Source organism: Enterobacter nematophilus (assembly GCF_026344075.1).
GTDB lineage: Bacteria > Pseudomonadota > Gammaproteobacteria > Enterobacterales > Enterobacteriaceae > Enterobacter > Enterobacter nematophilus.
The window spans coordinates 1-26731 of sequence record NZ_JAPKNE010000012.1; the positions used below are offsets into that span (position 1 = coordinate 1).

General features: G+C 54.1%; 30 protein-coding genes and 1 other annotated feature. Of the genes, 14 read left to right on the forward strand and 16 right to left on the reverse strand.

The features are described 5' to 3' along the window. Window positions 1-249: 249 nt before the first annotated feature. The 3 genes from clpB to rluD form a co-directional block, all read right to left on the reverse strand. Window positions 250-2823 (reverse strand): ATP-dependent chaperone ClpB, encoded by a 2574-nt coding sequence (clpB, locus tag OSH03_RS20485; protein ID WP_041908644.1) that lies wholly within the window; start codon window positions 2821-2823, stop codon window positions 250-252. 129 nt (window positions 2824-2952) lie between these two features. Further along, window positions 2953-3684: a purine nucleoside phosphorylase YfiH gene (yfiH, locus tag OSH03_RS20490; protein WP_266179954.1), complete on the reverse strand. Its 732-nt coding sequence runs from the start codon at window positions 3682-3684 to the stop codon at window positions 2953-2955. Then, the gene (gene rluD, locus OSH03_RS20495) at window positions 3681-4661 is read right to left on the reverse strand and encodes a 23S rRNA pseudouridine(1911/1915/1917) synthase RluD (RefSeq protein ID WP_028014116.1); all 981 of its coding nucleotides are present in this window, start codon (window positions 4659-4661) and stop codon (window positions 3681-3683) included. Before rluD ends, yfiH begins: the two co-directional genes overlap by 4 nt. Before the next feature lie 131 nt (window positions 4662-4792). Between rluD and bamD the strand changes: the two genes are divergently transcribed. From bamD to pheA, 4 genes are all read left to right on the forward strand, one after another. Further along, on the forward strand, window positions 4793-5530 hold the full coding sequence (gene bamD, locus OSH03_RS20500) for an outer membrane protein assembly factor BamD (protein WP_023308867.1): 738 nt from the start codon (window positions 4793-4795) through the stop codon (window positions 5528-5530). A 268-nt stretch (window positions 5531-5798) separates the two neighbouring features. Then, entirely contained in the window at window positions 5799-6140 is a 342-nt protein-coding gene (gene raiA, locus OSH03_RS20505; RefSeq protein ID WP_008502470.1) for a ribosome-associated translation inhibitor RaiA, read from the forward strand. Between the two features lie 103 nt (window positions 6141-6243). Further along, window positions 6244-6369 (forward strand) — a sequence feature (Phe leader region). Beyond that, entirely contained in the window at window positions 6245-6292 is a 48-nt protein-coding gene (pheL, locus tag OSH03_RS20510; RefSeq protein WP_100249759.1) for a pheA operon leader peptide PheL, read from the forward strand. Its footprint overlaps the feature before it by 48 nt. 30 nt (window positions 6370-6399) lie before the next feature. Further along, entirely contained in the window at window positions 6400-7560 is a 1161-nt protein-coding gene (gene pheA / locus OSH03_RS20515) for a bifunctional chorismate mutase/prephenate dehydratase (protein WP_061097350.1), read from the forward strand. Here the strand turns inward: pheA and OSH03_RS20520 are convergent. The 3 genes from OSH03_RS20520 to aroF are packed head-to-tail and all read right to left on the reverse strand — an operon-like array spanning window position 7557 to window position 10692. Next, a complete protein-coding gene (locus OSH03_RS20520; RefSeq protein WP_266179955.1) occupies window positions 7557-8429 on the reverse strand; it encodes an SMP-30/gluconolactonase/LRE family protein in 873 nt (290 codons plus the stop codon). The two genes, pheA and OSH03_RS20520, sit on opposite strands and share 4 nt — an antisense overlap. A 60-nt stretch (window positions 8430-8489) precedes the next feature. Beyond that, the gene (tyrA, locus tag OSH03_RS20525) at window positions 8490-9611 is read right to left on the reverse strand and encodes a bifunctional chorismate mutase/prephenate dehydrogenase (protein WP_028014119.1); all 1122 of its coding nucleotides are present in this window, start codon (window positions 9609-9611) and stop codon (window positions 8490-8492) included. Between the two features lie 10 nt (window positions 9612-9621). Then, entirely contained in the window at window positions 9622-10692 is a 1071-nt protein-coding gene (gene aroF, locus OSH03_RS20530) for a 3-deoxy-7-phosphoheptulonate synthase AroF (protein WP_266179956.1), read from the reverse strand. A gap of 213 nt (window positions 10693-10905) precedes the next feature. Here aroF and OSH03_RS20535 point away from each other — a divergent pair, with 213 nt between their 5' ends. The 4 genes from OSH03_RS20535 to OSH03_RS20550 all read left to right on the forward strand — a co-directional run bounded on the left by OSH03_RS20535 (window position 10906) and on the right by OSH03_RS20550 (window position 13681). Then, the gene (locus OSH03_RS20535) at window positions 10906-11280 is read left to right on the forward strand and encodes a DUF2799 domain-containing protein (protein WP_061097347.1); all 375 of its coding nucleotides are present in this window, start codon (window positions 10906-10908) and stop codon (window positions 11278-11280) included. 228 nt (window positions 11281-11508) lie between these two features. Next, window positions 11509-11970: a regulatory sequestration protein YfiR gene (gene yfiR, locus OSH03_RS20540; RefSeq protein ID WP_420909761.1), complete on the forward strand. Its 462-nt coding sequence runs from the start codon at window positions 11509-11511 to the stop codon at window positions 11968-11970. Continuing rightward, window positions 11963-13183: a diguanylate cyclase DgcN/YfiN gene (gene dgcN, locus OSH03_RS20545; RefSeq protein WP_266179957.1), complete on the forward strand. Its 1221-nt coding sequence runs from the start codon at window positions 11963-11965 to the stop codon at window positions 13181-13183. Before yfiR ends, dgcN begins: the two co-directional genes overlap by 8 nt. A gap of 12 nt (window positions 13184-13195) precedes the next feature. Next, a complete protein-coding gene (locus OSH03_RS20550) occupies window positions 13196-13681 on the forward strand; it encodes an OmpA family protein (protein ID WP_266179958.1) in 486 nt (161 codons plus the stop codon). 2 nt (window positions 13682-13683) lie between these two features. Here OSH03_RS20550 and OSH03_RS20555 read toward each other — a convergent pair whose 3' ends face one another. The 7 genes from OSH03_RS20555 to ffh form a co-directional block, all read right to left on the reverse strand. Next, entirely contained in the window at window positions 13684-15054 is a 1371-nt protein-coding gene (locus OSH03_RS20555) for a PepSY-associated TM helix domain-containing protein (protein WP_266179959.1), read from the reverse strand. Between the two features lie 39 nt (window positions 15055-15093). Continuing rightward, entirely contained in the window at window positions 15094-15498 is a 405-nt protein-coding gene (locus tag OSH03_RS20560; RefSeq protein WP_266179960.1) for a DUF2946 domain-containing protein, read from the reverse strand. A 132-nt stretch (window positions 15499-15630) separates the two neighbouring features. After that, a complete protein-coding gene (gene rplS / locus OSH03_RS20565) occupies window positions 15631-15978 on the reverse strand; it encodes a 50S ribosomal protein L19 (RefSeq protein WP_002914145.1) in 348 nt (115 codons plus the stop codon). Window positions 15979-16021: 43 nt separating this feature from the next. Beyond that, complete coding sequence (trmD, locus tag OSH03_RS20570) at window positions 16022-16789, reverse strand: tRNA (guanosine(37)-N1)-methyltransferase TrmD (RefSeq protein ID WP_014832949.1); 768 nt, start codon at window positions 16787-16789, stop codon at window positions 16022-16024. 31 nt (window positions 16790-16820) lie between these two features. After that, window positions 16821-17360, reverse strand: a complete 540-nt coding sequence (gene rimM / locus OSH03_RS20575) for a ribosome maturation factor RimM (RefSeq protein WP_003863136.1) — start codon at window positions 17358-17360, stop codon at window positions 16821-16823. A 15-nt stretch (window positions 17361-17375) separates the two neighbouring features. Beyond that, window positions 17376-17624: a 30S ribosomal protein S16 gene (rpsP, locus tag OSH03_RS20580; RefSeq protein WP_022649067.1), complete on the reverse strand. Its 249-nt coding sequence runs from the start codon at window positions 17622-17624 to the stop codon at window positions 17376-17378. A 116-nt stretch (window positions 17625-17740) separates the two neighbouring features. Continuing rightward, window positions 17741-19102, reverse strand: coding sequence for a signal recognition particle protein (gene ffh / locus OSH03_RS20585; protein ID WP_003863132.1), 1362 nt, complete (start codon window positions 19100-19102; stop codon window positions 17741-17743). Between the two features lie 166 nt (window positions 19103-19268). Between ffh and OSH03_RS20590 the strand changes: the two genes are divergently transcribed. Together OSH03_RS20590 and OSH03_RS20595 are read left to right on the forward strand one after the other, a co-directional pair. Continuing rightward, complete coding sequence (locus OSH03_RS20590) at window positions 19269-20060, forward strand: cytochrome C assembly family protein (protein WP_061099630.1); 792 nt, start codon at window positions 19269-19271, stop codon at window positions 20058-20060. A gap of 19 nt (window positions 20061-20079) precedes the next feature. After that, window positions 20080-21366, forward strand: coding sequence for an HlyC/CorC family transporter (locus tag OSH03_RS20595; RefSeq protein ID WP_266180007.1), 1287 nt, complete (start codon window positions 20080-20082; stop codon window positions 21364-21366). A 51-nt stretch (window positions 21367-21417) separates the two neighbouring features. Here OSH03_RS20595 and grpE read toward each other — a convergent pair whose 3' ends face one another. Next, entirely contained in the window at window positions 21418-22011 is a 594-nt protein-coding gene (gene grpE, locus OSH03_RS20600) for a nucleotide exchange factor GrpE (protein ID WP_032644906.1), read from the reverse strand. A 122-nt stretch (window positions 22012-22133) separates the two neighbouring features. Here grpE and nadK point away from each other — a divergent pair, with 122 nt between their 5' ends. The 3 genes from nadK (at window position 22134) to bamE (ending at window position 25236) form a co-directional block, all read left to right on the forward strand. Continuing rightward, a complete protein-coding gene (gene nadK, locus OSH03_RS20605) occupies window positions 22134-23012 on the forward strand; it encodes an NAD(+) kinase (RefSeq protein WP_008502500.1) in 879 nt (292 codons plus the stop codon). 85 nt (window positions 23013-23097) lie between these two features. Then, a complete protein-coding gene (gene recN / locus OSH03_RS20610; protein WP_266179961.1) occupies window positions 23098-24759 on the forward strand; it encodes a DNA repair protein RecN in 1662 nt (553 codons plus the stop codon). A gap of 138 nt (window positions 24760-24897) precedes the next feature. Then, a complete protein-coding gene (gene bamE, locus OSH03_RS20615; RefSeq protein ID WP_028014132.1) occupies window positions 24898-25236 on the forward strand; it encodes an outer membrane protein assembly factor BamE in 339 nt (112 codons plus the stop codon). Window positions 25237-25338: 102 nt separating this feature from the next. Here the strand turns inward: bamE and OSH03_RS20620 are convergent, their stop codons facing one another. Both OSH03_RS20620 and OSH03_RS20625 read right to left on the reverse strand, forming a co-directional pair. After that, entirely contained in the window at window positions 25339-25626 is a 288-nt protein-coding gene (locus OSH03_RS20620; protein WP_061097338.1) for an RnfH family protein, read from the reverse strand. Then, window positions 25616-26053, reverse strand: coding sequence for a type II toxin-antitoxin system RatA family toxin (locus OSH03_RS20625; protein ID WP_008502504.1), 438 nt, complete (start codon window positions 26051-26053; stop codon window positions 25616-25618). The genes OSH03_RS20620 and OSH03_RS20625 overlap by 11 nt, the downstream gene beginning before the upstream one ends. Before the next feature lie 156 nt (window positions 26054-26209). On the opposite strand from OSH03_RS20625, the gene smpB reads away from it, so the two are divergent. Continuing rightward, complete coding sequence (gene smpB / locus OSH03_RS20630; RefSeq protein WP_008502505.1) at window positions 26210-26692, forward strand: SsrA-binding protein SmpB; 483 nt, start codon at window positions 26210-26212, stop codon at window positions 26690-26692. Window positions 26693-26731 lie beyond the last annotated feature (39 nt).

Here is a 26731-nt window from a genome sequence, read left to right on the forward strand (position 1 = left end):
GCATATTACGCCTTCCCGCTTCAGAGTCAAGCGTTTATTTTGCTTTTCTCTGCTAACCCGGCGGCGCGTGTGCCGTTGTTCCGTGTCAGTGGAGGCGCATTATAGGGAGTAATTCCGAAGCTGCAAGGATAAAGTGAAAATTATTTACTGACTGCTCACTTTCCAGGCAAAATGCATCCCAGACCTCAATTCTCGCCTGGTTTTTAAACAAAAACGAGCCGCAAGCGGCTCGTTTTTGCGTTTTGTGACTTACTGCACTGCCACAATGCGATCGTCGTTGGCTTCCAGACGGATAACTTTGCCCGGAATAAGCTCACCGGAGAGGATCTGCTGCGCCAGCGGGTTTTCGATCTGCTGCTGGATAGCACGTTTCAGTGGACGCGCACCGTAAACCGGATCGTAACCATTCTCGCTCAGTAGCTTCAGCGCATCGTCGGAGATGTGAATTTCATATCCACGCTCTTCCAGACGTTTGTACAGACGCTGCAGCTGGATTTGCGCAATCGACGCAATGTGTTTCTCACCCAGAGGATGGAATACCACCACTTCGTCAATACGGTTAATGAACTCCGGACGGAAGTTATGGCTCACCACACCGAGCACCAGATCCTTCATATGGCTATAGTCCAGTTCACCGAAACGTTCCTGAATCAAATCGGAACCCAGGTTCGAGGTCATGATGACGACCGTATTACGGAAATCGACCGTTCTCCCCTGCCCGTCGGTCAGACGACCATCATCCAGCACCTGAAGCAGGATGTTGAACACATCCGGATGCGCTTTTTCTACCTCATCCAGCAGGATGACCGAATAAGGACGACGGCGCACCGCTTCGGTCAGGTAACCGCCCTCTTCATAACCAACATATCCCGGAGGCGCACCGACCAGACGCGAGACGGAGTGTTTCTCCATAAACTCGGACATGTCGATACGCACCATCGCATCGTCGCTGTCGAACATAAAGTTAGCCAGCGCTTTACACAGTTCGGTTTTACCGACACCGGTCGGCCCCAGGAACAGGAACGAACCGATCGGGCGATTCGGATCGGAAAGCCCAGCACGGCTACGGCGAATAGCGTTGGAGACCGCTTCAACCGCCTCGTCCTGACCAATCACGCGCTGATGCAGATCCTGCTCCATACGCAGCAGCTTATCGCGTTCGCTTTCCATCATCCGCGCTACCGGGATGCCGGTCCAGCGAGCAAGCACTTCGGCAATTTCTGCATCGGTCACTTTATTACGTAACAGACGCATGGTTTTGCCTTCAGACTGCGTGGCTATCTCAAGCTGTTTCTCCAGCTCAGGAATTTTGCCGTACTGCAGTTCAGACATACGTGCCAGGTCGCCCACACGGCGAGCCTGCTCAATGGCAATTTTGGCCTGTTCAAGTTCTGCTTTAATGGTTTGCGTGCCAGAGAGGGAGGCTTTCTCGGCTTTCCACTCTTCTTCCAGCTCGGAATACTGGCGCTCTTTATCGTCCAGCTCTTCATTGAGCATATCCAGGCGTTTCTTACTGGCTTCATCAGACTCTTTTTTCAGCGCCTGCTGTTCCAGCTTGAGCTGAATAATGCGGCGGTCGAGTCGGTCCAGTTCTTCCGGCTTCGAGTCAATCTGCATACGAATGCTCGACGCAGCTTCATCGATCAGGTCAATTGCTTTATCCGGCAACTGACGATCGGCGATATACCGATGCGAAAGCGTCGCCGCCGCAACGATGGCTGGGTCAGTAATCTGCACGTGGTGGTGCAGCTCATAGCGCTCTTTCAGACCACGCAGGATCGCGATGGTATCTTCAACGCTTGGCTCGGCAACAAACACTTTCTGGAAGCGACGTTCCAGAGCGGCATCTTTCTCAATGTACTGACGATACTCATCAAGCGTAGTGGCACCGACGCAGTGAAGTTCACCGCGCGCCAGCGCAGGTTTCAGCATATTCCCGGCATCCATCGCGCCGTCGGCCTTACCGGCACCTACCATGGTGTGCAGTTCGTCGATGAACAGAATGACGTTGCCTTCCTGTTTCGCCAGGTCGTTAAGCACGCCTTTCAAACGCTCTTCAAATTCACCGCGGTATTTCGCACCGGCCACCAGCGCGCCCATATCCAGCGCCAGCACGCGGCGGCCTTTCAACCCTTCCGGCACTTCACCGTTTACGATACGCTGCGCAAGCCCTTCAACGATGGCGGTTTTACCAACACCAGGCTCACCAATCAGCACCGGGTTGTTTTTGGTACGGCGTTGCAGTACCTGAATCGTACGGCGGATCTCTTCGTCACGGCCGATAACCGGGTCAAGTTTGCCCTGCTCGGCACGTTCGGTCAGATCGACCGTAAATTTCTTCAAAGCCTGACGCTGGTCTTCGGCTCCCTGATCGTTCACGCTTTCACCTCCGCGCATTTTCTCAATCGCCTGAGTCACATTGGCGGTGGTTGCACCGGCAGATTTCAGCAGGTCGGTCAAGGTACCGCGTGATTCAAGCGCCGCCAGAACAAACAGCTCCGACGAAATAAAGTTGTCCCCACGTTTTTGCGCCAGCTTGTCGCAAAGGTTCAGCACGCGCACCAGATCCTGAGACGGCTGCACGTCGCCGCCGGTACCTTCTACCTGCGGTAAACGGCTCAGCGCCTGATCGATAGCGGTGCGTAACTGGCCAGCATTAATGCCAGCGGACGTTAATAAAGGACGTACCGATCCCCCTTCCTGATTCAGCAAGGCGCTCATTAAATGAAGAGGTTCGATGAATTGGTTGTCGTGCCCCAGTGCGAGAGACTGGGCATCGGCGAGAGCAAGCTGGAATTTATTAGTAAGACGATCCAGACGCATAACTCCTCCCATAACAGGTCAAATTTGCTACTGGAGATTAAATGAGGTCATCCCTCAATTATTCAAGGTTAATGACCTGAATTATGTGAAAAGAAAACGGCACGTGCCGGATCGTCTTGATTCTTTAGGTTATATCAGCCAAATGAAACTTGCCATACGACCCGTCGTCTTGTCGCGGCGATAGGAGAAAAAATCACCCTTTTCGGTGAACGTACAGCGATCGCCGCCGAAGATCTGCGTTATGCCAATATTATTCAGGCGCTGGCGGGCGAGCTGGTAAATATCCGCCAGATATTTTTCCCCGGCAGGCAGGAAGGCCTCAATGGCTTGCGGATCTTTTTCCATAAAGGCTTCGCGAACCTCTGGCCCCACTTCAAAAGCGCGAGGGCCAATCGCCGGACCAAGCCAGGCCATGATATTAGCGGGATCATCATTAAAGCAGGCGACGGTCTCTTCCAGCACGCCCTCGCACAGGCCACGCCAGCCCGCATGCGCGGCAGCCACTTCAGTGCCCGCGCGGTTACAGAACAGAACCGGAAGACAATCGGCAGTCATTACGGCACAAACCGTGCCCGGCGTATTACTGTAAGAGGCATCGGCGCGTTTAGAAGCGTAAGGTTCTCCCGTCAGCTTCAGTACCGCTTTACCGTGAACCTGCTCCAGCCAGACCGGTTTCGAGGGCAGATTTCCCGCAGCAAACAGGCGCGTGCGGTTCTCTTCAACATGTTCCAGGTTGTCGCCGCAGTGCGCGCCGAGATTTAAAGACTCCCACGCGCCCTGGCTCACGCCGCCAATACGGGTCGAACTACAGGCGGCCACGCCTGCAGGCAGCGGCCACTCCGGGACAATCAGTTTGGTCATAACCAGTCCACTTGATCCTTATGTTCTTCGAAATCGGCACGCATGGCGTCAATAAGTTCCACCATATCCTGTGGGATAGGCGCATGCCATTCCATCTGGATACCGCTGATGGGGTGATAAAGACGCAGCATGGTCGCGTGCAGCGCCTGACGATCGAATTTACGCAATACGCTGATGAACTCATCCGATGCGCCTTTCGGCGGACGCGGACGACCTCCGTACACCTGATCCCCCACCAGCGGATGGGTAATGTGCGCCATATGTACGCGGATCTGGTGAGTACGGCCGGTTTCCAGGCGCAGGCGCAGGCGCGTATGAATACGGAAGTGCTCCATAATGCGATAGTGCGTCACCGCCGGTTTACCCATCGGATGCACCGACATATGGGTACGTTTCGTCGGGTGACGGCTGATCGGCTCTTCTACCGTGCCGCCAGCGGTCATGTGCCCAATGGCTACCGCTTCATATTCGCGGGTGATTTCACGCAGCTGCAGCGATTCCACCAGACGGGTTTGAGCGGGAACGGTCTTCGCCACCACCATCAACCCGGTGGTGTCTTTATCCAGACGGTGAACGATGCCCGCACGTGGGACATCCGCAATCGGCGGATAATAATGAAGAAGTGCGTTAAGTACCGTACCGTCAGGATTACCCGCGCCCGGATGAACAACCAGGTCGCGCGGCTTGTTGATCACCAGAATGTCATCATCTTCATAGACGATGTCCAGTGGGATATCCTGCGGCTCGAAGCGGATTTCCTCTTCGATTTCAGCATTGATGGCAACAGCTTCCCCACCAAACACTTTCTCTTTTGGTTTGTCCCAGATCTTGCCGTTTACCAGCACGCGCTGGTCAAGGATCCATTCTTTTATGCGTGAACGCGAATAATCAGGGAACAATTCGGCCAAAGCCTGATCTAAGCGTTGACCGAGCTGATTTTCGGAGACTGTTGCGGTGAGTTCTACTCGTTGTGCCATAAACTGCTTCTTTGTTTAACGTTGGGTTTTACGGCTTTGCCGTTTAATATAGTGTGCTATTGTAGCTGGTCTTAATCGGGAGCAGGAACAGAGTTTCTCCCGGACAAACATTTGAGGAAAGTCAAAACGTCATGACGCGCATGAAATATCTGGTGGCAGCGGCCACGTTGAGCCTGGCTTTGGTGGGCTGCTCCGGTTCGAATGAACAGGTCCCTGACAATCCGCCGAATGAAATCTATGCGACTGCACAACAAAAGTTGCAGGACGGTAACTGGAAACAGGCGATAACGCAACTGGAAGCGTTGGATAATCGCTATCCATTTGGTCCGTATTCGCAGCAGGTACAGTTGGATCTTATCTACGCCTACTACAAAAATGCCGATCTGCCGCTGGCTCAGGCAACTATCGATCGTTTCATGCGTCTGAACCCGACTCATCCTAACATCGATTACGTTATGTACATGCGCGGTCTGACCAACATGGCGCTGGACGACAGTGCTCTGCAGGGCTTCTTTGGCGTAGATCGCTCCGACCGTGATCCGCAGCATGCGCGCGATGCCTTCAATGACTTCTCCAAGCTGGTGCGCGGCTATCCGAACAGTCAGTACGTCACAGACGCGACCAAACGTCTGGTGTTCCTGAAAGATCGTCTGGCGAAGTATGAATACTCCGTTGCGGAATACTATACCCGCCGTGGCGCATGGGTTGCTGTGGTTAACCGCGTAGAAGGTATGCTGCGTGATTATCCGGATACTCAGGCAACGCGTGACGGCCTGAAGCTGATGGAAAATGCTTACCGTCAGATGCAGATGACCGCTCAGGCTGAAAAAGTGGCGAAAATCATCGCCGCGAACAGCAGCAACACCTGATATCGCTTTAATGCAAAACGGCAGCCCGAAGGCTGCCGTTGTTTTATTCATTTCAGACATCCGCTGAAGCGCTTTAGCCCCAACACATCCCGTCAACTATGACCGCAATTCGAGCCTTCCACAAGGTAAATCTCACCTCTTCCTGCCCTGCCTCACAAAAAAGATTCCCTGACAAAAACCGACAAAATAACGTGATCTAAATCACACATTTTGACATTAGGTCGGGTATGCTGGAATCACCAAGACGGAAAGACAAGAGGTAAAATTTATGACAATGAACATTACCAGTAAACAAATGGAAATTACTCCGGCAATTCGCCAGCACGTCGCAGACCGTCTCGCCAAATTGGATAAATGGCAAACACACTTGATTAATCCACATATCATCCTGTCCAAGGAGCCCCAGGGTTTCATCGCTGACGCAACTATCAATACTCCAAACGGCCATCTGGTCGCCAGCGCAAAACATGAGGATATGTACACCGCAATTAACGATTTGATCAACAAGCTGGAACGGCAGCTCAATAAAGTGCAACACAAAGGTGAAGCCCGTCGCGCCACAACATCGGTGAAAGACGCCAGCTTCGCGGAAGAAGTTGAAGAAGAGTAATCCTTTAAATTGAGTGTACCGCCAACGCGCCTTCGGGCGCGTTTTTTATTGACAGGGTGAAAACAGTACGGGTACTTTAACGGTATCAATCACAGGATGACTTTATGAAACTTACGCCGTTCTTCTTCGCATTCTTTTTTACCTTCCCCTAAACGGGAGGCGTTTCGTCGTGTGATAAAGAATGCGAAGACGAACAACAAGGCCTCCCACACCGGGGGGCCTTTTTTATTGATAACGATAAAATGAGACAGGCAACACTATGACACCGGAAAACCCGTTACTGGATCTGCGAGTAAAAATCAGCGCGCTGGATGAAAAATTACTGGCGCTGCTGGCCGAACGCCGCGCGCTCGCCATTGAAGTGGGCAAAGCCAAGCTGGACTCCCATCGCCCGGTGCGTGATATCGACCGCGAGCGCGATCTGCTGGAGCGTCTGATCCAGCTCGGTAAAGCGCATCACCTCGATGCCCATTACATCACCCGGCTGTTCCAGCTCATCATTGAAGACTCTGTACTCACCCAGCAAGCGTTACTCCAGCAGCATCTGAACAAAACCAACCCGCACTCGGCGCGCATCGCCTTCCTCGGGCCTAAAGGCTCCTACTCTCACCTGGCCGCACGTCAGTATGCCGCGCGCCATTTCGAAGAGTTTATTGAAAGCGGCTGCGCAAAATTCGCCGATATTTTTAACCAGGTTGAGACCGGCCAGGCGGATTACGCCGTCGTGCCGATTGAAAACACGAGCTCCGGTGCCATTAACGACGTCTATGATTTGCTGCAGCATACCAGCCTGTCTCTGGTCGGCGAACTGACGATCCCTATCGATCACTGCGTGCTGGTCTCCGGCTCAACCGACCTGAGCACGATCGAAACCGTGTACAGCCATCCGCAACCGTTCCAGCAGTGCAGCCAGTTCCTGAACCGCTATCCGAACTGGAAAATCGAGTACACCGAAAGCACCTCGGCGGCAATGGAAAAAGTGGCGCAGGCCAACTCCCCAACCGTTGCGGCGCTCGGCAGCGAAGCGGGCGGCGCGCTGTATGGCTTACAGGTTCTGGAACGCAATCTTGCTAACCAGACGCAAAACATCACCCGCTTCGTGGTGCTGGCCCGCAAGGCAATCAACGTATCAGACCAGGTGCCGGCGAAAACCACGCTGCTGATGGCGACCGGCCAGCAGGCGGGCGCGCTGGTAGAAGCCCTGCTGGTGCTGCGCAACCATAATCTGATCATGACCAGGCTTGAATCACGCCCAATCCACGGTAATCCATGGGAAGAGATGTTTTACCTCGATATCCAGGCCAACCTGGAATCTGCATCCATGCAGAAAGCCCTGCGCGAACTGGGTGAAATTACCCGTTCAATGAAAGTGCTGGGCTGCTATCCGAGCGAAAACGTCGTGCCGGTCGATCCAAGCTAGCATTCAATAAAACGGCTTTTCTTCATCCCTGCCACATTAACCGGCAGGGTGAAGACGGCACCGGAAAGCGGGTACTTCGCCACCTCCTCCGCATCCATATTTTCCCGCGTGGTGGTAATAAACAGCGTTTTCATGTCATCGCCGCCAAAGCAGACCATCGTCGGGCAACGCACCGGCATGCGGTATTCTTCCAGTTGCTCCCCCTGCGGTGAAAAACGCGCGATACGCCAGCCGTCAAACAGCGCGCTCCAGTAGCAGCCTTCCACATCCATCGCCGCGCCGTCGGGTATCCCTTCTCCCGCTTTAAACTGACGAAACACCTCGCGCCTGCCGGGTTCACCCTTTTCATCAACTGGCGTGCGGTATATAACGCCGTTTGGCGTATCAGAGGTAAACATCCATCGCTTATCCGGGCTAAACGCTAAGCCGTTATGCCCGTGAATATCACACTGGATCACTTTCGGCGTCAGGTTGTTGTCGATGCGCATCAGCAGCGCGCCGTTGTAATCTCCCGGCCCCCAAAACGTGCCCGCATAGAAGCGTCCCTGATGGTCAGTACCCCCATCATTAAAACGCGCGAGCTGCGGGTTTGAGGGGTTATCGCACACCTTGCGCTGCAGGAGCCCATGCTTATCGGCAAGCCAGATGCCGTTGCGCATAGCGACGATAAAGCCGCCTCGCTTGCGCAGGGCAAAGCAGCCCACCTCTTCATGGAAGGAAAGCACGGTATGTTCCGCCGTCGGCAGATGGTAGCGGTGGATCTCCCCTTCCAGAATATCCGCCCAGTAAAGCGCATTTTCTTCTGCGCTCCACGTCGGGCATTCGGGCAGATGCCCGGTGTAGTTCAACAGCAGCTGCGGTTCAGCCATGACAGTTCCCCAAAATGAAAAAAGCCAGCAATGCTGGCTTTCAGTATATACATCATTGGATTACTGGCGACTGTCATTTGCCTGGCGCAACAGCGTGCGGCTTTCACTCTGGAAACGCGTAGCGTAATCGCCGAACCAGTGCTCCACTTTGCGGAAGCTGTCGATAAACGCCTGCTTGTCTCCGTGCTCCAGCAGCGTAATGGCTTCGCCAAAGCGCTGATAGTAGCGCTTGATCAGCGCCAGGTTATTTTCAGACGACATAATGATGTCGGCGTAAAGCTGGGGATCCTGCGCAAACAGACGCCCGACCATCGCCAGCTCAAGACGATAGATTGGTGAAGAGAGCGCCAGCAGCTGTTCAAGCTGCACATTCTCTTCCGCCAGATGCAGGCCATAGGCAAAGGTCGCAAAGTGGCGCAGCGCCTGAATGAACGCCATGTTCTGATCGTGCTCGACCGCGCTGATGCGGTGCAGCCTCGCACCCCAGACCTGAATCTGTTCCAGGAACCACTGGTAGGCTTCCGGCTGGCGGCCGTCGCAGTAAACCACCACCTGCTTCGCCAGGCTGCCGCTGTCCGGGCCAAACATCGGGTGCAGGCCCAGCACCGGGCCCGTATGCGCAGCCAGCATCGCCTGCAGCGGACCGTTTTTAACGGAGGCGAGATCCACCAGAATGCAATCTTTCGGTAAAGGCGGAAGCTTCCCGATGATCTGCTCCGTCACGTGGATCGGCACGCTGACGATAACCATTCCGGCATCTTTCATCAGTTCCGGTGCTTGCGCCCAGTCCTCTTTTTCCAGAATGCGCACCTGATAGCCAGAAAGCGTCAGCATTTTCTCGAACAGACGCCCCATCTGTCCTGCTCCGCCAACAATCACCACCGGACGCAGGGACGGACAGAGGGTTTTAAAGCCCTTGTCGTTTTCGCTGGAGTAGGATTCCCGCATCACGCGGCGCAGAACATCTTCAATCAAATCCGGCGAAACGCCCAGCGCCTGGGCCTCTTTACGACGGGAGGCCAGCATTGAGGCTTCGCGCTCCGGGACGTAAATTGGCAGGCCGTATTTGCTTTTCACCTCACCGACTTCGGCAACCAGCGCCATGCGGCGCGCCAGCAGGTCCAGCAGCGCCTTATCCACTTCATCAATTTGATCGCGCAGTGCGGTCAATTCAGCAACCATAACTACCCTCTTAAGCCAGACGCGTCGCCAGCTGGCCGCTTAAATCTTTATGGATCTCACGCAGCAGCGTATCAGTGGTTTCCCAGCTGATACAGGCATCCGTCACGGAGACGCCGTGCTTCATCGCGCTGCGCGGCTGTTCTGATGACTGATTGCCTTCATGAATGTTGCTCTCAATCATCAGGCCGATAATTGAACGGTTTCCGTCTTTAATCTGTGCGACCACGGATTCCGCAACCGCTGGCTGGCGACGGTAATCTTTATTCGAATTACCATGACTGCAATCTACCATCAGTGCCGGACGCAGTCCCGCCTGTTCCATCTCTTTTTCACACTGCGCCACGTCCGCCGGGCTGTAGTTTGGCGCTTTACCGCCGCGCAGGATCACATGGCCGTCCGGGTTGCCCTGCGTTTGCAGCAGGCACACCTGGCCCGCCTGGTTGATACCGACAAAGCGGTGCGGCATGGCGGCAGCGCGCATGGCGTTGATCGCCGTCGCCAGGCTGCCATCGGTACCGTTTTTAAAGCCAACCGGCATCGACAGGCCAGACGCCATCTCGCGGTGGGTTTGCGATTCCGTCGTACGCGCACCAATCGCGGACCAGCTGAACAGATCGCCCAGGTATTGCGGGCTGTTCGGATCCAGCGCTTCGGTTGCCAGAGGCAGCCCCATGCTGACCAGCTCCACCAGCAGGCGACGCGCAATCTTCAGGCCTGCTTCCACATCAAACGAGCCATCCATGTGCGGATCGTTAATCAACCCTTTCCAGCCGACGGTCGTACGTGGCTTCTCAAAATAGACGCGCATTACCAGATAGAGGCTATCGCTGACCTCCTCCGCTAATGCTTTAAATCGACGAGCATACTCAATGGCGGTTTCAGGATCGTGAATAGAGCAAGGACCACATACCACCAGCAGGCGCGGATCGCGGCCGGCGATAATGTCAGAAATGGTCTGGCGAGAATGCTCGATCTGAGCCTCCTGCGCGGCGCTCAGCGGAAACTCCGCTTTCAGTTGATCCGGGGTAATCAAAACCTGTTCGTCAGTGATATGTACGTTGTTCAGCGCGTCTTTTTGCATGATAGCGATCCTGTAAAGCTCGTTTGCGATAGTTGTTTTCCTCAGTGAGGTGAAACCACGATACCATAAAAAGTAAACATTTCAATCCAAAATACGTACACAATAGTTTACACAGTCGAATTAAATGCAAAAATAAGCCATCAAAACCGTAAAGTTTAAATTACACACTAATTTTCTCCCGCCAGGCTATGCTGAAGAAAAAGGAGAAGGATTATGCGATCGATTGCTTTCGTCCTGCTGTCGCTGTTTTTATCGGGCTGCCAGATTAATCCTTACACTTTCCAGCCCAACTGGACGAGCCCGGACTGGTTCACTGCGGGTAAAGAAGACGCCATGAATGGCCTGCCGGTTAAAGATAACCAGACCCTGGCCGATAGTCTTAACGACCCCAACATCGATCGGAGTGAATATCTTCGTGGCTATGCTGATGGTCAGAAGAAAGTATGCGAAGAAGGCTTTATTCATGCCTGGGGATTAGCGGGCAAATCTTATCCAGCCAGTTGTGATACCGTTGAAAATGCAGCGAAACTGCATGCGTCATGGCAAAAAGGAATGGATGAAAGTATGCGTTCCAGCAGGCTTAATTAAGTCTGCTTTTATTCTTTGAAAAATAAACAACTGTAGGATTTAGCTTAGGTCAGCCATGGGCTATTTCTGACATAATGACGGTTCTGATAAACAATGGTATTCTGCCCGCAACTCTTAAGGACATCTATTTCCGGAGCGGTACGGCGGATTCTGGTGAGAAATTTATACTTGAACTCTTTGTTCCGACTCACTCTGGTGCTAATGCTGTTCCTTATGGTGGGCCCGGCGATGGCAGGCGCGCTCACGGAGACAGATAAATCGGTACGTTCTATTGTCTCAGGCATAGTGAGCTATACGCGATGGCCGTCGCTTTCCGGTCAGCCTAAACTCTGCATCTATGCCACTTCTCACTATAAGCACGCGCTCAGCGGAGACCAGGGGCATAACGAGTTACCCTATACCCCCGTTATTGTACGTAACGATCGGGAAGCCCTGGCCGCGACATGCGATGCTGTTTATTTCGGGACTGAACCACCTGCGAAACAACTTGAATTAATAAGTCAATATCAGGGCAGAGCATTGCTATTAATCTCAGAGCAAAATCCGGAATGTGTTATTGGCAGTGCTTTTTGCCTGATAATCGATCGTGGCCAGGTGCGGTTTTCCGTCAATCTGGATGCGTTGACGCGCAGTGGCGTCAGGGTCAGCCCGGATGTATTAATGCTTGCACGGAATAAGCAGCATGGATAAAGATTTCACCTCGACGCCGCGTCCGACGTTTAAAAGAACGCTGAGGCGAAACAGCATGATAAGCGTCATCATCACGATGACGTTAATATGGCTGTTGCTCTGTTTTGCCTCGGTCGTAACATTAAAACAATACGCGCAAAAAAATCTTGAATTAACCGGCGCCACAATGAGCCACAGCCTTGAAGCCTCGCTGGTTTTCAACGATTCACTAGCAGCCAACGAAACGCTTGCTGCGCTGGGTAAGCAGGGGCAGTTTGCCGTTGCAGAAGTCATCAACGGGCATAAAAAGCGCTTTGCCTACTGGTCCTGGAACCCAAAGGATAATAACGACACGCTGGGTGCGCTGGTGAGCCGCTGGCTTTTCCCCGTTCCAGTTGCGCAGCCAATCATGCATAACGGCGCGGCAATCGGCGAAATTCGCCTTACCGCGCGTGACAGTCTTATCAGTCATTTCATCTGGATGTCGTTTGCCGTCCTCACCGGCTGTATTCTTTTTGCAACCGTCGTCGCGCTCACCATTACCCACTCTCTGCACCGCGGCATGGTAACGGCGCTGCAAAATATCACCGACGTTGTGCATGACGTGCGCACAAACCGCAACTTCTCCCGCCGGGTGAAAGATGGCCGTATCGAAGAATTCCATCAGTTTGGTGAAGACTTCAACTGCCTGCTGGATGAGATGGAAGAGTGGCAGCTTAAGCTCCAGGCGAAAAACGCTCAGCTGCTGCGTACCGCCATGCACGACCCGCTTACCGGTCTTGCCAACCGCGCGGCGTTCCGTAACAGCATTGCGGCGTTAATGAATGACCCTTCCGCAAGAACAAACTCGGCCCTGCTCTTCCTCGACGGTGACAATTTTAAGTTTATCAACGACACCTGGGGTCACGCGGCAGGAGACTGCGTGCTGATTGAAGTCGCCAGCAGGATGATGGAGTTTGGCGATAAACGCCATCAGTCCTACCGCCTTGGCGGTGACGAATTTGCCATGGTGCTCTACGGCGTGCATTCTGAGACTGAGGTTCAACACATTTGTGCTGCGCTAGCGCAGCAGTTTATCCGTCCGTTTGATCTGCATAACGGACTAAAAGCATCGATGTCACTCAGCATTGGCTTTGCTCTGGCGTGGGAAAATGCGTCCGTTGAAGCATTACTGGAGAAAGCCGACCGCAATATGTACCAGGTTAAAAACCAGCGTACAAAAACAATAAGTTAGAAAGGAAATTCTATGTTAAAACGATACTTCGCGCCGTTAGTTATGGCCTCACTGGTTCTGGCTGGCTGCCAGTCGCCGCCCCAGGGCAAATTCACACCTGAGCAAATCGCGGCGATGAAGTCTTACGGTTTTAACGAACTGAACGGCGACTGGTCTCTGGGGCTGTCGGATACCATCCTCTTTGATAAGAATGACGCCAGACTGCGCCCGGAAAGTGAAACCCAGATCCAATCCATGGCCTCTCGTCTGGCGAAAACTGGCCTGAATCACGCGCGAATGGACGGTCATACGGATAACTACGGTGAAGAAAGTTACAACGAAGCCCTGTCGTTAAAACGCGCCGATGCCGTTGCCGACGCGTGGGCGAAGGGCGCGAATATCCCGCGCACTAATCTCACCACCCGGGGATTAGGAAAAAAATACCCGATTGCAAGCAACAGCACTGCGCAAGGGCGCGCTGAAAACCGCCGGGTGTCAGTGGTTATCAGCACGCCATAGGATTATTTAGCGGATGATTCGGTGAGCGACACGCCTGTTGCCGCTCGCCAGCGCAGCCAGTCAATCAGGACAAACAGCGCCAGACTCACGCCCATCACCGGCAAAGCCAGCCCCAGCAGCGCGCTGATGATCACAGTAACTCCTCTTCCCCACCCTGACAGCGCCAGCCAGCTCTGAGAAAGCGTCTGCACCGGATTCATTGCCGACTGTGCCGGACGACGCATCCACCACATCCGGTATCCCCAGATGATAAGCACGCACAGGGCAAGGCCGAAGGCAACGAGCAGCAGCTGATTCACCAGCCCGAATAAGATCCCCATATGGAAATCCACGCCCCAGCGGGTCAGTTTTGCCATGAGCGGGAAATCCTCGAATCGGGTTCTGTCCAGGATCTGCATCGTACCGGGATCAACCGCAACGGCGTCCACCTGAGTGGGCCAGCTGCGGTCGATTTCCGTCACTGTCCATGCGCGATCCATCGTTTTTGCCGGGCGGATCTCCAGCCTGTTGGCATCAATCCCCGCCTTACGCGCCGCGCTTAACACGCCATCAAACTGCGTCAGATCCATCGCCATTTCCGGCATCACCATTCCGCCATGATGGCCACGGTGTTCGACGTGCTCATCCACGCTCTCCGCCACGCCGGAGAGCGTCGTGTTCACCTGCGGGGTGAGCCAGTTCATCTCAGCGCGCAGCTTATCAACGTTCCCCCCCGCCCACTGGGACCAGGTCAGGCCGGTTGCAGAGAAGAGCAGCATGCCCCCCAGTAATAACCAGCCGAGCGTCACATGCACCCGACGACGGTTCTGGAAGCGATTGTTAATCCGCCGTTTTGGTCGGGTATAAAACCACAGGGCAATCCCTCCCAACGCGGCCACCCACATCCAGGAAGCGGCCAGTTCGCTATAGAGCCGCCCGATATCGCCCAGCATCAGAGAGGTATGCAGATAATCAATGGTCTGACGCAGCGGTAAAATCCCGCTGGTGCCGTACACCGTCATATCCCCGAGCACCGCCAGGCTTACCGGATCGATAAAGATCGCCCGGTTTTCCGATGGGCCAAGCGCAGGGTCAGCAAACATCACGCGGGTGGTTTCACCCTCAACCAGCCCCGGACGAACGGCGTGTAAACGCAAATCTGAGCCAACGGCTTTTTCCGCCATGGCGATTTGTTCCGCCAGCGGCTTCGGCTCGCCCACGGAATCCGTATGGAGCGCGTGCCGGTAGAGCGCATTCTCGAGCTGCGGGGTCGCCACGTACAGCGTGCCGGTCAGCGCGGCGAAGAAGATAAACGGGCCGACAAACAGCCCGACGTAGAAATGGAGGCGACGCAGCAGGTTTCCCCATGCCGCGCGCGGCGTGCAGGTAGTCATACTTTTCCTTTTTAAGGCAAAAAGTTATCGATTTAGTTTTTAAAGGGAAAAAGCAGACTGCCGCGGCGGCGCGCGGGTATCGGGGTAAAGCCAGGGGAAAAAGTGCCAGTAGCTGACCGCCTGACGCGGCGGCTTCACGCGCTGCCTTTGCAGCACGATACTGAGCAGCACAATCAGCGCGAGCATCACGCCCGGCACGTGGGCTAACAGCACGCAGTAGCCGCACGCTTCCGCATGGTCGACAGGCATGGAATGCGGCATATCGCTATGATGCTCGTCCATCGACATCATGCTCATGTCATGATGCATACCCGGCATGGCGCTCATAGGGTCTTTCTGCAGCGAGACGGAGATAAGCGGCGCAATCACGATCAGCAGGATCGCAAACAGCGCGGTCAATGCCGCTGCGCGTTTCCGTTTAGGCTGATGCAGTACGTTATCCACTTACCCTCCACCGAAGAGGCAAGCATTGTAAATGATTTATGACGAAAGGGTTAACGCGAGAGGTGCGATGGGATAAAAAAAGGGCCAGCCTTTCGGCCAGCCCTTTCTAACAGGATGTCGCTTAAGCGAATCTTAGTTCAGACGCTCTTTAATACGAGCAGACTTACCAGTACGCTCACGCAGGTAGTACAGTTTAGCTTTACGTACAGCACCACGACGTTTAACAGCAATGCTGTCAACTACCGGAGAGTGAGTCTGGAAGACACGCTCAACGCCTTCGCCGTTGGAAATTTTACGAACAGTGAATGCAGAGTGCAGACCGCGGTTACGAATAGCGATAACCACGCCCTCGAATGCCTGCAGACGTTTTTTGGAACCTTCAACAACCCATACTTTCACTTCCACGGTGTCACCTGGACGGAAGGAAGGTACGTCCTGCTTCATCTGCTCTTGTTCAAGTTGCTTAATAATGTTGCTCATAATTTAATCTCTTATCCTGGGTAAACTGATATTCGGGAGCGTATTACGCATTCCCATCATGTTCATGCTGCTGGTGCGCGTGTTCAGTTTTGAACTCGGCCAGCAACTTTGCTTGCTCTTCAGTCAGAGCCAGGTTTTCCAGAAGTTCAGGTCTTCTAAGCCAGGTTCGGCCCAGCGACTGCTTCAAACGCCAGCGACGTATCTCGGCATGGTTTCCTGACAGTAACACTGCCGGTACTTCCATCCCTTCTAACACTTCAGGACGAGTATAGTGTGGACAGTCCAGCAACCCATCGGCAAAGGAATCTTCCGTTGCCGAAGCTTCATGGCCCAGAACCCCCGGAATGAACCGGGCGACGGAGTCAATCAGCGTCATTGCCGGTAACTCACCACCGCTGAGAACGTAATCGCCGATAGACCATTCTTCGTCAATCTCGGTTTGAATTACGCGCTCATCTATCCCTTCGTAGCGCCCACAGACCAGAATCAGCTTTTGATTCGTCGCCAGTTCGCTCACGCCCGCTTGATCAAGCTTGCGTCCCTGAGGTGACAGATAAATCACCTTTGCGCCTTCACCTGCCGCGGCTTTTGCTGTGTGAATGGCGTCCCGTAAGGGTTGCACCATCATTAGCATCCCCGGTCCGCCGCCGTAAGGACGATCGTCCACGGTACGGTGCCGGTCATGAGTAAAGTCACGAGGACTCCAGCTCTGGATGCTCAGCAGGCCATTCTTTACTGCCCGGCCAGTTACCCCGTAATCGGTAATCGCGCGGAACATTTCAGGAAACAGGCTAATTATGCCAATCCACATAGCGCCGTCTTTTACCGTTTATCCGGAGAATTTAAAAACCAGGATCCCAATCTACTTCAATGGTTTGAGTAGTGAGATCGACTTTCTTGATAACCTGTCCATCGAGGAACGGAACCAACCGCTCCTTGATGCCAAATGCATCTTTCAGGTTTGCCTTAATGACGAGAACGTCATTTGACCCGGTTTCCATCATATCGATGACTTTCCCCAGGCTGTAACCTTCAGTGGTGACTACCTGGCAACCCATAAGGTCTTTCCAGTAATAGTCGCCCTCTTCCAGCTGTGGCAACTGCGACGAATCCACGACAATTTCACAATTAGTCAGCGCATTCGCGGCATCACGATCGTCAATGCCTTTCAGCTTGATGATGATGTCCTGATTGTGGTGACGCCAGCTTTCCAGCTCGACCTCTTCCCACTTACCGGCTTTCTGGATGAACCAGGGCTGGTAATCAAAAATGCTATCAGCGTCTTCAGTGGAGGAAAACACTCTGAGCCAACCACGGATACCGTAGCAAGAACCCATTTTTCCCAATACGATCGGTTCAACAGGTGCTTTATTGCTCATCATGACCACCGTGACAGATTAAGCTGCTTTGTTTGCTGCTTTGATCAGCGTAGCAACGCGATCGGAAACAGTAGCGCCCTGGCCAACCCAGTGAGCGATACGATCCAGATCCAGACGGGTTTCTTCTTCTGCGCCAGAGGCCAGTGGGTTGAAGAAACCAACGCGCTCGATGAAGCGACCGTTGCGTGCATTACGGCTGTCAGTCACAACAACCTGGTAGAACGGACGCTTTTTAGCGCCGTGACGTGCTAAACGAATAGTTACCATAACATCCTCTTGTGTGAATAAAACAACCGGGCCCCATCGAGGAACGGAGCCCGGGTGTCATATTAAAAGCCCGAAAATTTTACTCATTTTCGGGCAAAAAGCAATCTCAAAAGCGATTAACGCCCAGGAAAACCAGGGGGCATCATCCCTTTCATGCCGCGCATCATCTTCGCCATGCCGCCTTTCTTCATTTTCTTCATCATTCGCTGCATGTCGTCGAACTGTTTCAGAAGGCGGTTAACGTCCTGCACCTGCATGCCGCAGCCGGCTGCGATACGGCGCTTACGGGAACCTTTGATGATCTCTGGCTTGGCGCGTTCTTTCAGCGTCATGGAGTTAATGATCGCCTCCATACGCACCAGCACTTTGTCATCCATCTGGGATTTGACGTTGTCAGGGATCTGGCCCATCCCCGGCAGTTTGCCCATCAGGCTTGCCATGCCACCCATGTTTTTCATCTGACGCAGCTGCTCAAGGAAGTCGGTCAGATCGAAACCATCGCCTTTTTTCAGCTTGCTGGCCAGCTTCTCGGCCTGCGCGCGGTCAACCTTGCTCTCGATATCTTCGATCAGCGACAGCACGTCGCCCATGCCGAGGATACGGGAGGCAATACGGTCCGGGTGGAACGGCTCCAGCGCTTCGGTTTTCTCGCCCACGCCGAGGAATTTAATCGGCTTACCGGTGATATGACGAATCGAAAGCGCCGCACCGCCGCGGGCGTCACCGTCCACTTTGGTTAGCACCACGCCGGTTAACGGCAGCGCTTCGTTAAACGCTTTCGCGGTATTCGCCGCATCCTGACCGGTCATGGCGTCAACAACAAACAGGGTCTCTACCGGGTTGATAGAGGCATGCACCTGCTTGATCTCGTCCATCATCGCTTCGTCGACGTGCAGACGACCAGCGGTATCCACCAGCAGCACGTCGTAGAACTTCAGCTTCGCTTCTTTCAGCGCGGCGTTAACGATGTCAACAGGCTTCTGGGCAACGTCGGACGGGAAGAAATCCACGCCGACCTGCTCAGCCAGGGTTTCCAACTGCTTGATCGCCGCCGGGCGATAGACGTCCGCAGAAACCACCAGCACTTTCTTCTTGTGCTTTTCGCGCAGGAATTTACCCAGCTTACCGACGCTGGTGGTTTTACCCGCACCCTGCAGGCCCGCCATCAGCACCACGGCCGGCGGCTGAGCCGCCAGGTTAAGCACCTGGTTCTCTTCGCCCATCGCCGAAACCAGTTCGTTACGAACGATTTTGACGAACTCCTGACCCGGGGTCAGGCTCTTGTTAACTTCATGACCAACCGCCTTCTCTTTTACGCGGTTGATAAAATCACGAACAACCGGCAACGCCACGTCTGCTTCCAGCAGCGCCATGCGCACTTCGCGCAGCGTTTCCTTGATGTTCTCTTCAGTAAGGCGTCCGCGGCCGCTGATGTTGCGCAGCGTGCGCGACAAACGATCGGTTAAATTATCAAACATTGTCTCTCGCCTGAGTAGAAACGTTGGGCCGCATTGAGCGACACATACACAGAATTTTGCCGGAGTATAACATGAAGGCGCCTTTGTTGTTATGCAACGGTTGGAGCAGGCGTCACGTAACGTTATACTGCTTCTCTTTCTTATTAAGACAACTGTCGATGCCCATATGCCTGTTTTCGCACTGATCGCCCTTGTTGCCTACTCTGTCAGCCTCGCGCTGATTATTCCCGGACTGCTGCAAAAAAACAGCGGCTGGCGGCGCATGGCTATCCTTTCGGCGGTCATCGCACTGATAAGCCACGCCTTTGCGCTGGAATCACGCATCATTCCCGGCGACGGCAGCGTACAAAATCTGAGCGCCCTCAACGTCGGCTCGCTGGTCAGCCTGATGATCTGTACGGTCATGACCATCGTCGCGTCTAAAAATCGCGGCTGGCTGCTGCTGCCTATTGTCTATACCTTCGCGCTGATCAATCTGGCTTTAGCCACCTTTATGCCTAATGAGTTCATTACGCATCTTGAAGCGACGCCGGGGATGCTGGTGCATATCGGCCTGTCGCTGTTTGCCTACGCGACGCTGATTATCGCCGCGCTTTACGCCATGCAGCTCGCCTGGATTGACTACCAGTTGAAAAACAAAAAGCTGGCGTTCAACCATGAAATGCCGCCGCTGATGGTCATTGAGCGTAAGATGTTCCACATCACCCAGATAGGCGTGGTGCTGCTGACGCTCACGCTCTGCACGGGCCTGTTTTACATGAAGAACCTGTTCAGCGTGGAGAATATCGATAAAGCAGTGCTCTCCATCATCGCGTGGTTTGTCTATATTGTCCTGTTGTGGGGCCATTATCATGAAGGCTGGCGCGGTCGTCGCGTCGTCTGGTTCAACGTCGCGGGTGCGGGCATTCTCACCCTTGCCTATTTTGGCAGCCGCTTCATACAGCAATTTGCTGGCTAAGTTATAAAAGGAGTTCCCCCTGGAACACATCTCTACCACCACGCTGATCGTTATCCTGATCGTCATGGTGGTCATCTCCGCCTATTTCTCCGGCTCGGAAACCGGCATGATGACCTTAAACCGTTACCGGTTGCGCCATCGTGCTAAACAGGGTAACCGTGCCGCCCGTCGCGTTGAAAAACTGCTCCGCAAGCCGGATCGGCTGATAAGCCTGGTGCTTATCGGCAACAACCTTGTCAACATTCTGGCCTCTGCCCTCGGCACCATCGTCGGGATGCGCCTGTACGGCAACGCCGGGGTGGCGATTGCCACCGGCGTGCTGACGTTTGTGGTGCTGGTATTTGCCGAAGTACTGCCAAAAACCATCGCCGCGCTTTACCCGGAAAAGGTGGCCTACCCGAGCAGCTTCCTGCTGGCGCCGCTGCAGATCCTGATGATGCCGCTGGTCTGGCTGTTGAACATGGTCACGCGCGTTTTGATGCGGATGGTGGGGATTAAAGCCGACGTCACTATCAGCAGCGCGCTCAGCAAAGAAGAGCTGCGCACCATCGTGAACGAATCCCGCTCGCAGATCTCCAGGCGCAATCAGGACATGCTCCTGTCGGTGCTGGATCTGGAAAAGGTGAGCGTGAACGACATCATGGTGCCGCGTAACGAAATCGTCGGTATCGACATCAATGACGACTGGAAAGCCATTGTCCGCCAGCTGACGCACTCCCCGCACGGGCGTATCGTGCTCTATCGCGACTCGCTGGATGACGCGATCAGCATGCTGCGCGTGCGCGAAGCCTACCGTCTGATGACCGAGAAAAAAGAGTTCACCAAAGAGGTGATGCTGCGCGCCGCCGACGAGATTTACTACGTGCCGGAAGGAACGCCGCTCAGCATCCAACTGGTTAAATTCCAGCGCAACAAAAAGAAAGTCGGCCTGGTGGTCAACGAGTACGGCGATATTCAGGGCCTGGTGACGGTCGAAGATATTCTGGAAGAGATTGTCGGGGACTTTACCACGTCGATGTCGCCTTCACTTGCGGAAGAGGTGACCCCGCAAAACGACGGTTCGGTGCTGATTGACGGCAGCGCGAACATTCGGGAACTCAACAAAGCCTTTAACTGGCATTTGCCGGAAGATGAAGCTCGTACCATGAACGGGATGATTCTGGAAGCGCTGGAAGAGATCCCGGCGGCGGGCACGCGGGTGCGCATTGAGCAGTACGATATTGATATCCTGGACGTGCAGGACAATATGATTAAGCAGGTGAAGGTGCTGCCCGTCACGCCAATTCGGGAAAGTATTGCCGAATAAAACGTAGGCCGGGTAAGGCGAATGCCGCCACCCGGCACTACAGGTAGCAAATTACGCTTTCGCTTTCGCTACGGTCACCATCGCAGCGCGAATGGTACGGCCGTTCAGGGTGTAACCTTTCTGCATCACGCCCAGCACTTTACCGGCTTCAATCTCTTCAGATTCAACCATCGCAATGGCCTGGTGAACGTTTGGATCCAGCGGCACATCGGTATCCGCAATCACTTCCACGCCAAACTTACGCACGACGTCAAGCATGGATTTCAGCGTCAGTTCAATACCTTCGATCATCGCCGCGTTGTCCGGATTCGCTTTATCAGCCACTTCCAGCGCGCGGTCGAGGCTGTCGATCACCGGCAGCAGTTCGTTGACGAATTTCTCCAGCGCAAATTTATGCGCCTTCTCAACGTCCTGCTCGGTACGACGACGCAGGTTTTCCATTTCCGCCTTGATGCGCAGAACGGTGTCGCGTTCGCGATTCTGTGCTTCTACCAGTTGGGCTTCCAGATTCGCAATTTTTTCATCGCGCGGGTCCACCTGCTCAGCAGATGCGTCTGGCTCTACAGCCTCAACTTCATCGTGCTGTTCCGTGATAATTTCTTCAGGGGCTTGCCCCTCAGGCGTTTTCTGTTCTTTACTACTCATGAATTTCTCCGCGTTTTTCTGCATTCATCTCGCTAACTTCGCTTATTATGGGGATCAGTTTCCTGGATTCAAGGGAACAAGAGAGATTGTCATCATTCATCAGGCACAAGGACCTCCAGAAAATGAATAATCATTTCAGGTGTATTGGGATCGTCGGGCATCCGCGTCACCCTACCGCATTGACGACACATGAAATGTTGTATCGCTGGTTGTGTAGCAAAGGCTATGAAGTGATGGTCGAGCAGCAGATTGCGCAGGAGCTGCAGCTGAAGAGCGTCAAAACCGGCACGCTGGCGGAAATTGGCCAACAGGCCGATCTCGCCGTGGTGGTGGGCGGCGACGGCAACATGCTCGGCGCGGCACGCACGCTGGCGCGTTATGACATTAAGGTCATCGGTATCAACCGCGGCAATCTCGGCTTTTTAACCGACCTCGACCCGGACAACGCGCAGCAGCAGCTGGCCGACGTGCTGGAAGGTCACTATATCAGCGAAAAACGCTTTTTACTGGAAGCCCAGGTGTGCCAGCAGGACTGTCAGAAGCGCATCAGCACCGCGATTAACGAGGTGGTGCTTCATCCCGGTAAAGTGGCGCACATGATCGAGTTCGAAGTTTATATCGACGAGATTTTTGCCTTCTCCCAGCGTTCTGACGGGCTGATTATCTCCACCCCAACCGGCTCAACCGCCTACTCGCTTTCTGCGGGCGGCCCGATTCTGACGCCCTCTCTGGATGCTATTACCCTGGTGCCGATGTTCCCGCACACGCTCTCCGCCCGCCCGCTGGTGATTAACGGCGACAGCACGATACGTCTGCGCTTCTCGCACCGCCGTAACGACCTGGAGATCAGCTGCGACAGCCAGATCGCGCTGCCGATCCAGGAAGGTGAAGATGTTCTTATTCGCCGGTGTGATTACCACCTGAATCTGATTCACCCGAAAGATTACAGCTATTTCAATACATTAAGCTCGAAGCTTGGCTGGTCAAAAAAATTGTTCTGATTTTGCATCCAGTACTTTACTGTATAAAAAACCAGTTTATACTGTATGAAAACACAGTTATGGTTTTTCATACAGGAAAACAATTATGCTGGCACAACTGACCATCAGCAACTTTGCCATTGTTCGTGAGCTTGAGATCGATTTCCACAGCGGCATGACGGCGATCACCGGGGAAACCGGTGCGGGTAAATCCATTGCCATTGATGCCCTCGGCTTGTGCCTTGGCGGCCGTGCAGAGGGCGACATGGTGCGCATGGGCGCAAACCGTGCCGATCTTTGCGCACGTTTCTCCCTGAAAGACACCCCTGCTGCCCTGCGCTGGCTGGAACAGAACCAGCTTGAAGATGGACGTGAGTGTTTACTTCGCCGCGTGATCAGCAGCGACGGACGCTCGCGTGGCTTTATCAACGGCACGGCGGTTCCACTCTCCCAGCTCCGCGAACTCGGCCAGCTGCTTATCCAGATCCACGGTCAGCATGCGCATCAGCAACTCGTTAAACCAGAGCAGCAGAAAGCGCTGCTTGATGGCTATGCGGGTGAGTATGCGCTTACTCAGCTTATGGCAGAGCACTATCGCCAGTGGCATCAAAGCTGCCGCGAGCTTGCCCAGCACCAGCAGCAAAGCCAGGAGCGCGCCGCGCGTGCGGAGCTGCTGGCATACCAGCTAAAAGAGCTGAACGAATTCAATCCGCAGCCGGGTGAGTTTGAGCAAATCGATGAAGAGTACAAGCGCCTGGCGAACAGCGGCCAACTGCTCTCAACCAGCCAGAATGCGCTCAACATGCTCGCAGATGGCGAAGACGTAAACCTGCAGAGCCAGCTTTATAATGTCCGTCAACTGGTCACCGAACTGGCCGGCATGGACAGTAAACTTTCTGGCGTACTGGATATGCTGGAAGAGGCCGCGATTCAAATCTCAGAAGCCAGTGACGAACTGCGTCACTACTGTGAGCGGCTGGACCTCGACCCGAACCGTCTGTTTGAGCTGGAGCAGCGCCTTTCTCGTCAAATTTCACTGGCGCGCAAGCACCATGTTACGCCGGAAGAACTGCCTGGTTACTATCAGTCTCTGCTCGAAGAACAGCAGCAGCTTGACGATCAGGCGGATTCGCAGGAAACCCTCTCTCTGGCCGTGAACCTGCATCATCAGCAGGCGCTGACCACGGCGAAAAAACTGCATGAGATCCGTCAGCATTATGCTCAGGAACTCGGCCAGCACATCACCGACAGCATGCACACGCTGGCGATGCCGCACGGTGTGTTCACCATTGATGTCCGTTTTGAAGAGAACCACCTGACGGCAGAAGGGGCGGACCGCATCGAGTTCCGCGTCACCACCAACCCGGGGCAGCCGCTGCAGGCAATCTCCAAAGTGGCATCCGGCGGTGAACTGTCGCGTATTGCGCTGGCGATTCAGGTGATTACCGCGCGTAAAATGGAAACCCCGGCGCTGATTTTCGATGAAGTGGATGTCGGCATCAGCGGCCCAACGGCGGCAGTGGTGGGTAAACTTCTGCGTCAGCTAGGTGAATCAACGCAGGTGATGTGTGTCACCCACCTGCCGCAGGTCGCGGGCTGTGGTCATCATCACTTTATTGTCAGCAAAGAAACCGACGGCGAAATGACCGAAACGCACATGAAGCCGCTGGATAAACGTGCCCGTCTGCAGGAGCTGGCGCGCCTGCTCGGCGGCAGTGAAGTCACGCGTAATACGCTCGCGAACGCGAAAGAACTGCTGGCGGCATAAACTTTTTCGGGATCTCAGGGTCATACAGAACAACAAAAACGCCGCCAGACCGGTTTCAAAGTGGGGCAAGGTCTATTATCATCGGCATATTACATATGAGCCGCGTTCTGCTCGGGCCCGAAAAGGAATCAAATCACTATGCGTTGTAAAATGCTGACCGCTGCCGCAGCGGTTCTTCTGATGTTGACCGCAGGCTGTTCCACTCTGGAGAAAGTGGTTTACCGTCCTGACATCAACCAGGGGAACTACCTTACCCCTAACGATGTGTCCAAAATCCGCGTGGGGATGACACAACAGCAGGTCGCTTATGCACTGGGAACCCCGATGATGACCGATCCGTTCGGCACTAACACCTGGTTTTATGTATTCCGTCAGCAGCCAGGCCACGAAAGCGTGACCCAGCAGACCCTGACGCTGACCTTCAGCAGCGCCGGTGTGTTGACCAACATCGACAACAAACCTGCTCTGACCAAATAATCAGAAGCCAAAAATGCAAAAAGGTGCTCAATGAGCACCTTTTTTGTTTTTCTTTATCCATTCGCCCCTTTGGGAAGAGGGACAGGGTAAGGGGGAAACACGCTACTTAGCCGCCTTCTCCGCGCGCTGGCGACGCAGCTCTTTCGGGTCAGCAATCAGAGGACGATAAATCTCCACCCGGTCGCCCTCTCTCAACACGTCGCCCAGCTTCACCGGACGGCTGTAAATCCCGACCTTATTCTTCGCCAGGTCGATATCGCTGCGAAGCTCAAGAATGCCGGACGCGCGGATAGCCGCCTCTACGGTTGCCCCCTCTTCCAGCATTACGCGCTGCAGGTACTGCTTTTCCGGCAGCGCGTACACCACTTCCACAGCGATCTTATGCGACACTGTAAACCTCTTTGGCGCGGGTGGTGAACGCCTGAACCATATTTGACGCCAGCTCTTTAAAGATGCGGCCAAACGCCAGCTCAATCAGCTTATTGGTGAACTCAAAGTCCAGGTGGAACTCAATGCGGCAGGCGTCAGCGCTCAGGGGCGTAAACTTCCAGCCACCCATCAGGGTCTTAAATGGACCATCCACAAGATGCATCAAAATACTCTGATTGTTGGTCAGCGTATTGCGGGTGGTGAACGTCTTGCTGATCCCCGCTTTGGAGACATCCACCGCCGCAGTCATCTGCGTCGGGCCTGACTCCAGAACGCGGCTCCCGGTACATCCCGGGATAAATTCTGGATAAGACTGAACATCGTTCACTAACTGATACATTTGTTCCGCGCTGTAAGGAACGAGCGCAGTACGGCTAATCTGAGGCATAGCATTTTCCATGGTCACACAACGGACAAATAATAACATTTATCACCTGTTAAAAAAACGCTAAGCCTCATCTCGTGCTAAGATAGCGCGTTAGACCTCACAGGACGCAATGAGGTGACTTTTTGAAATCAGATTACCGACGGCTTTACGACACTTATGACGAAGAAAAAAGCACATAAACCAGGCTCGGCGACCATTGCGCTCAACAAGCGTGCTCGCCACGAGTATTTTATTGAAGAAGAATTCGAAGCTGGCCTTGCGCTGCAGGGCTGGGAAGTAAAATCGCTGCGCGCCGGGAAAGCCAACATCGGCGACAGCTACGTGATCCTGAAAGACGGCGAAGCCTTCCTGTTCGGCGCGAACTTTACGCCGCTGACCGTCGCCTCGTCGCACTACGTGTGTGACCCAACGCGCACCCGCAAGCTGCTGCTGAACAAGCGTGAGCTGGAATCCCTCTACGGACGCATCAACCGTGAAGGTTTCACCGTGGTCGCCCTGTCGCTGTACTGGAAAAACGCCTGGTGCAAAGTGAAAGTTGGCGTCGCCAAAGGTAAAAAACAGCACGACAAGCGTACTGACCTGAAAGAGCGCGAGTGGCAGCTCGACAAAGCGCGCATCATGAAAAACGCAGGACGTTGATTCTGCACACTTATTGTACTATTCAATAAGTTAGCGTTC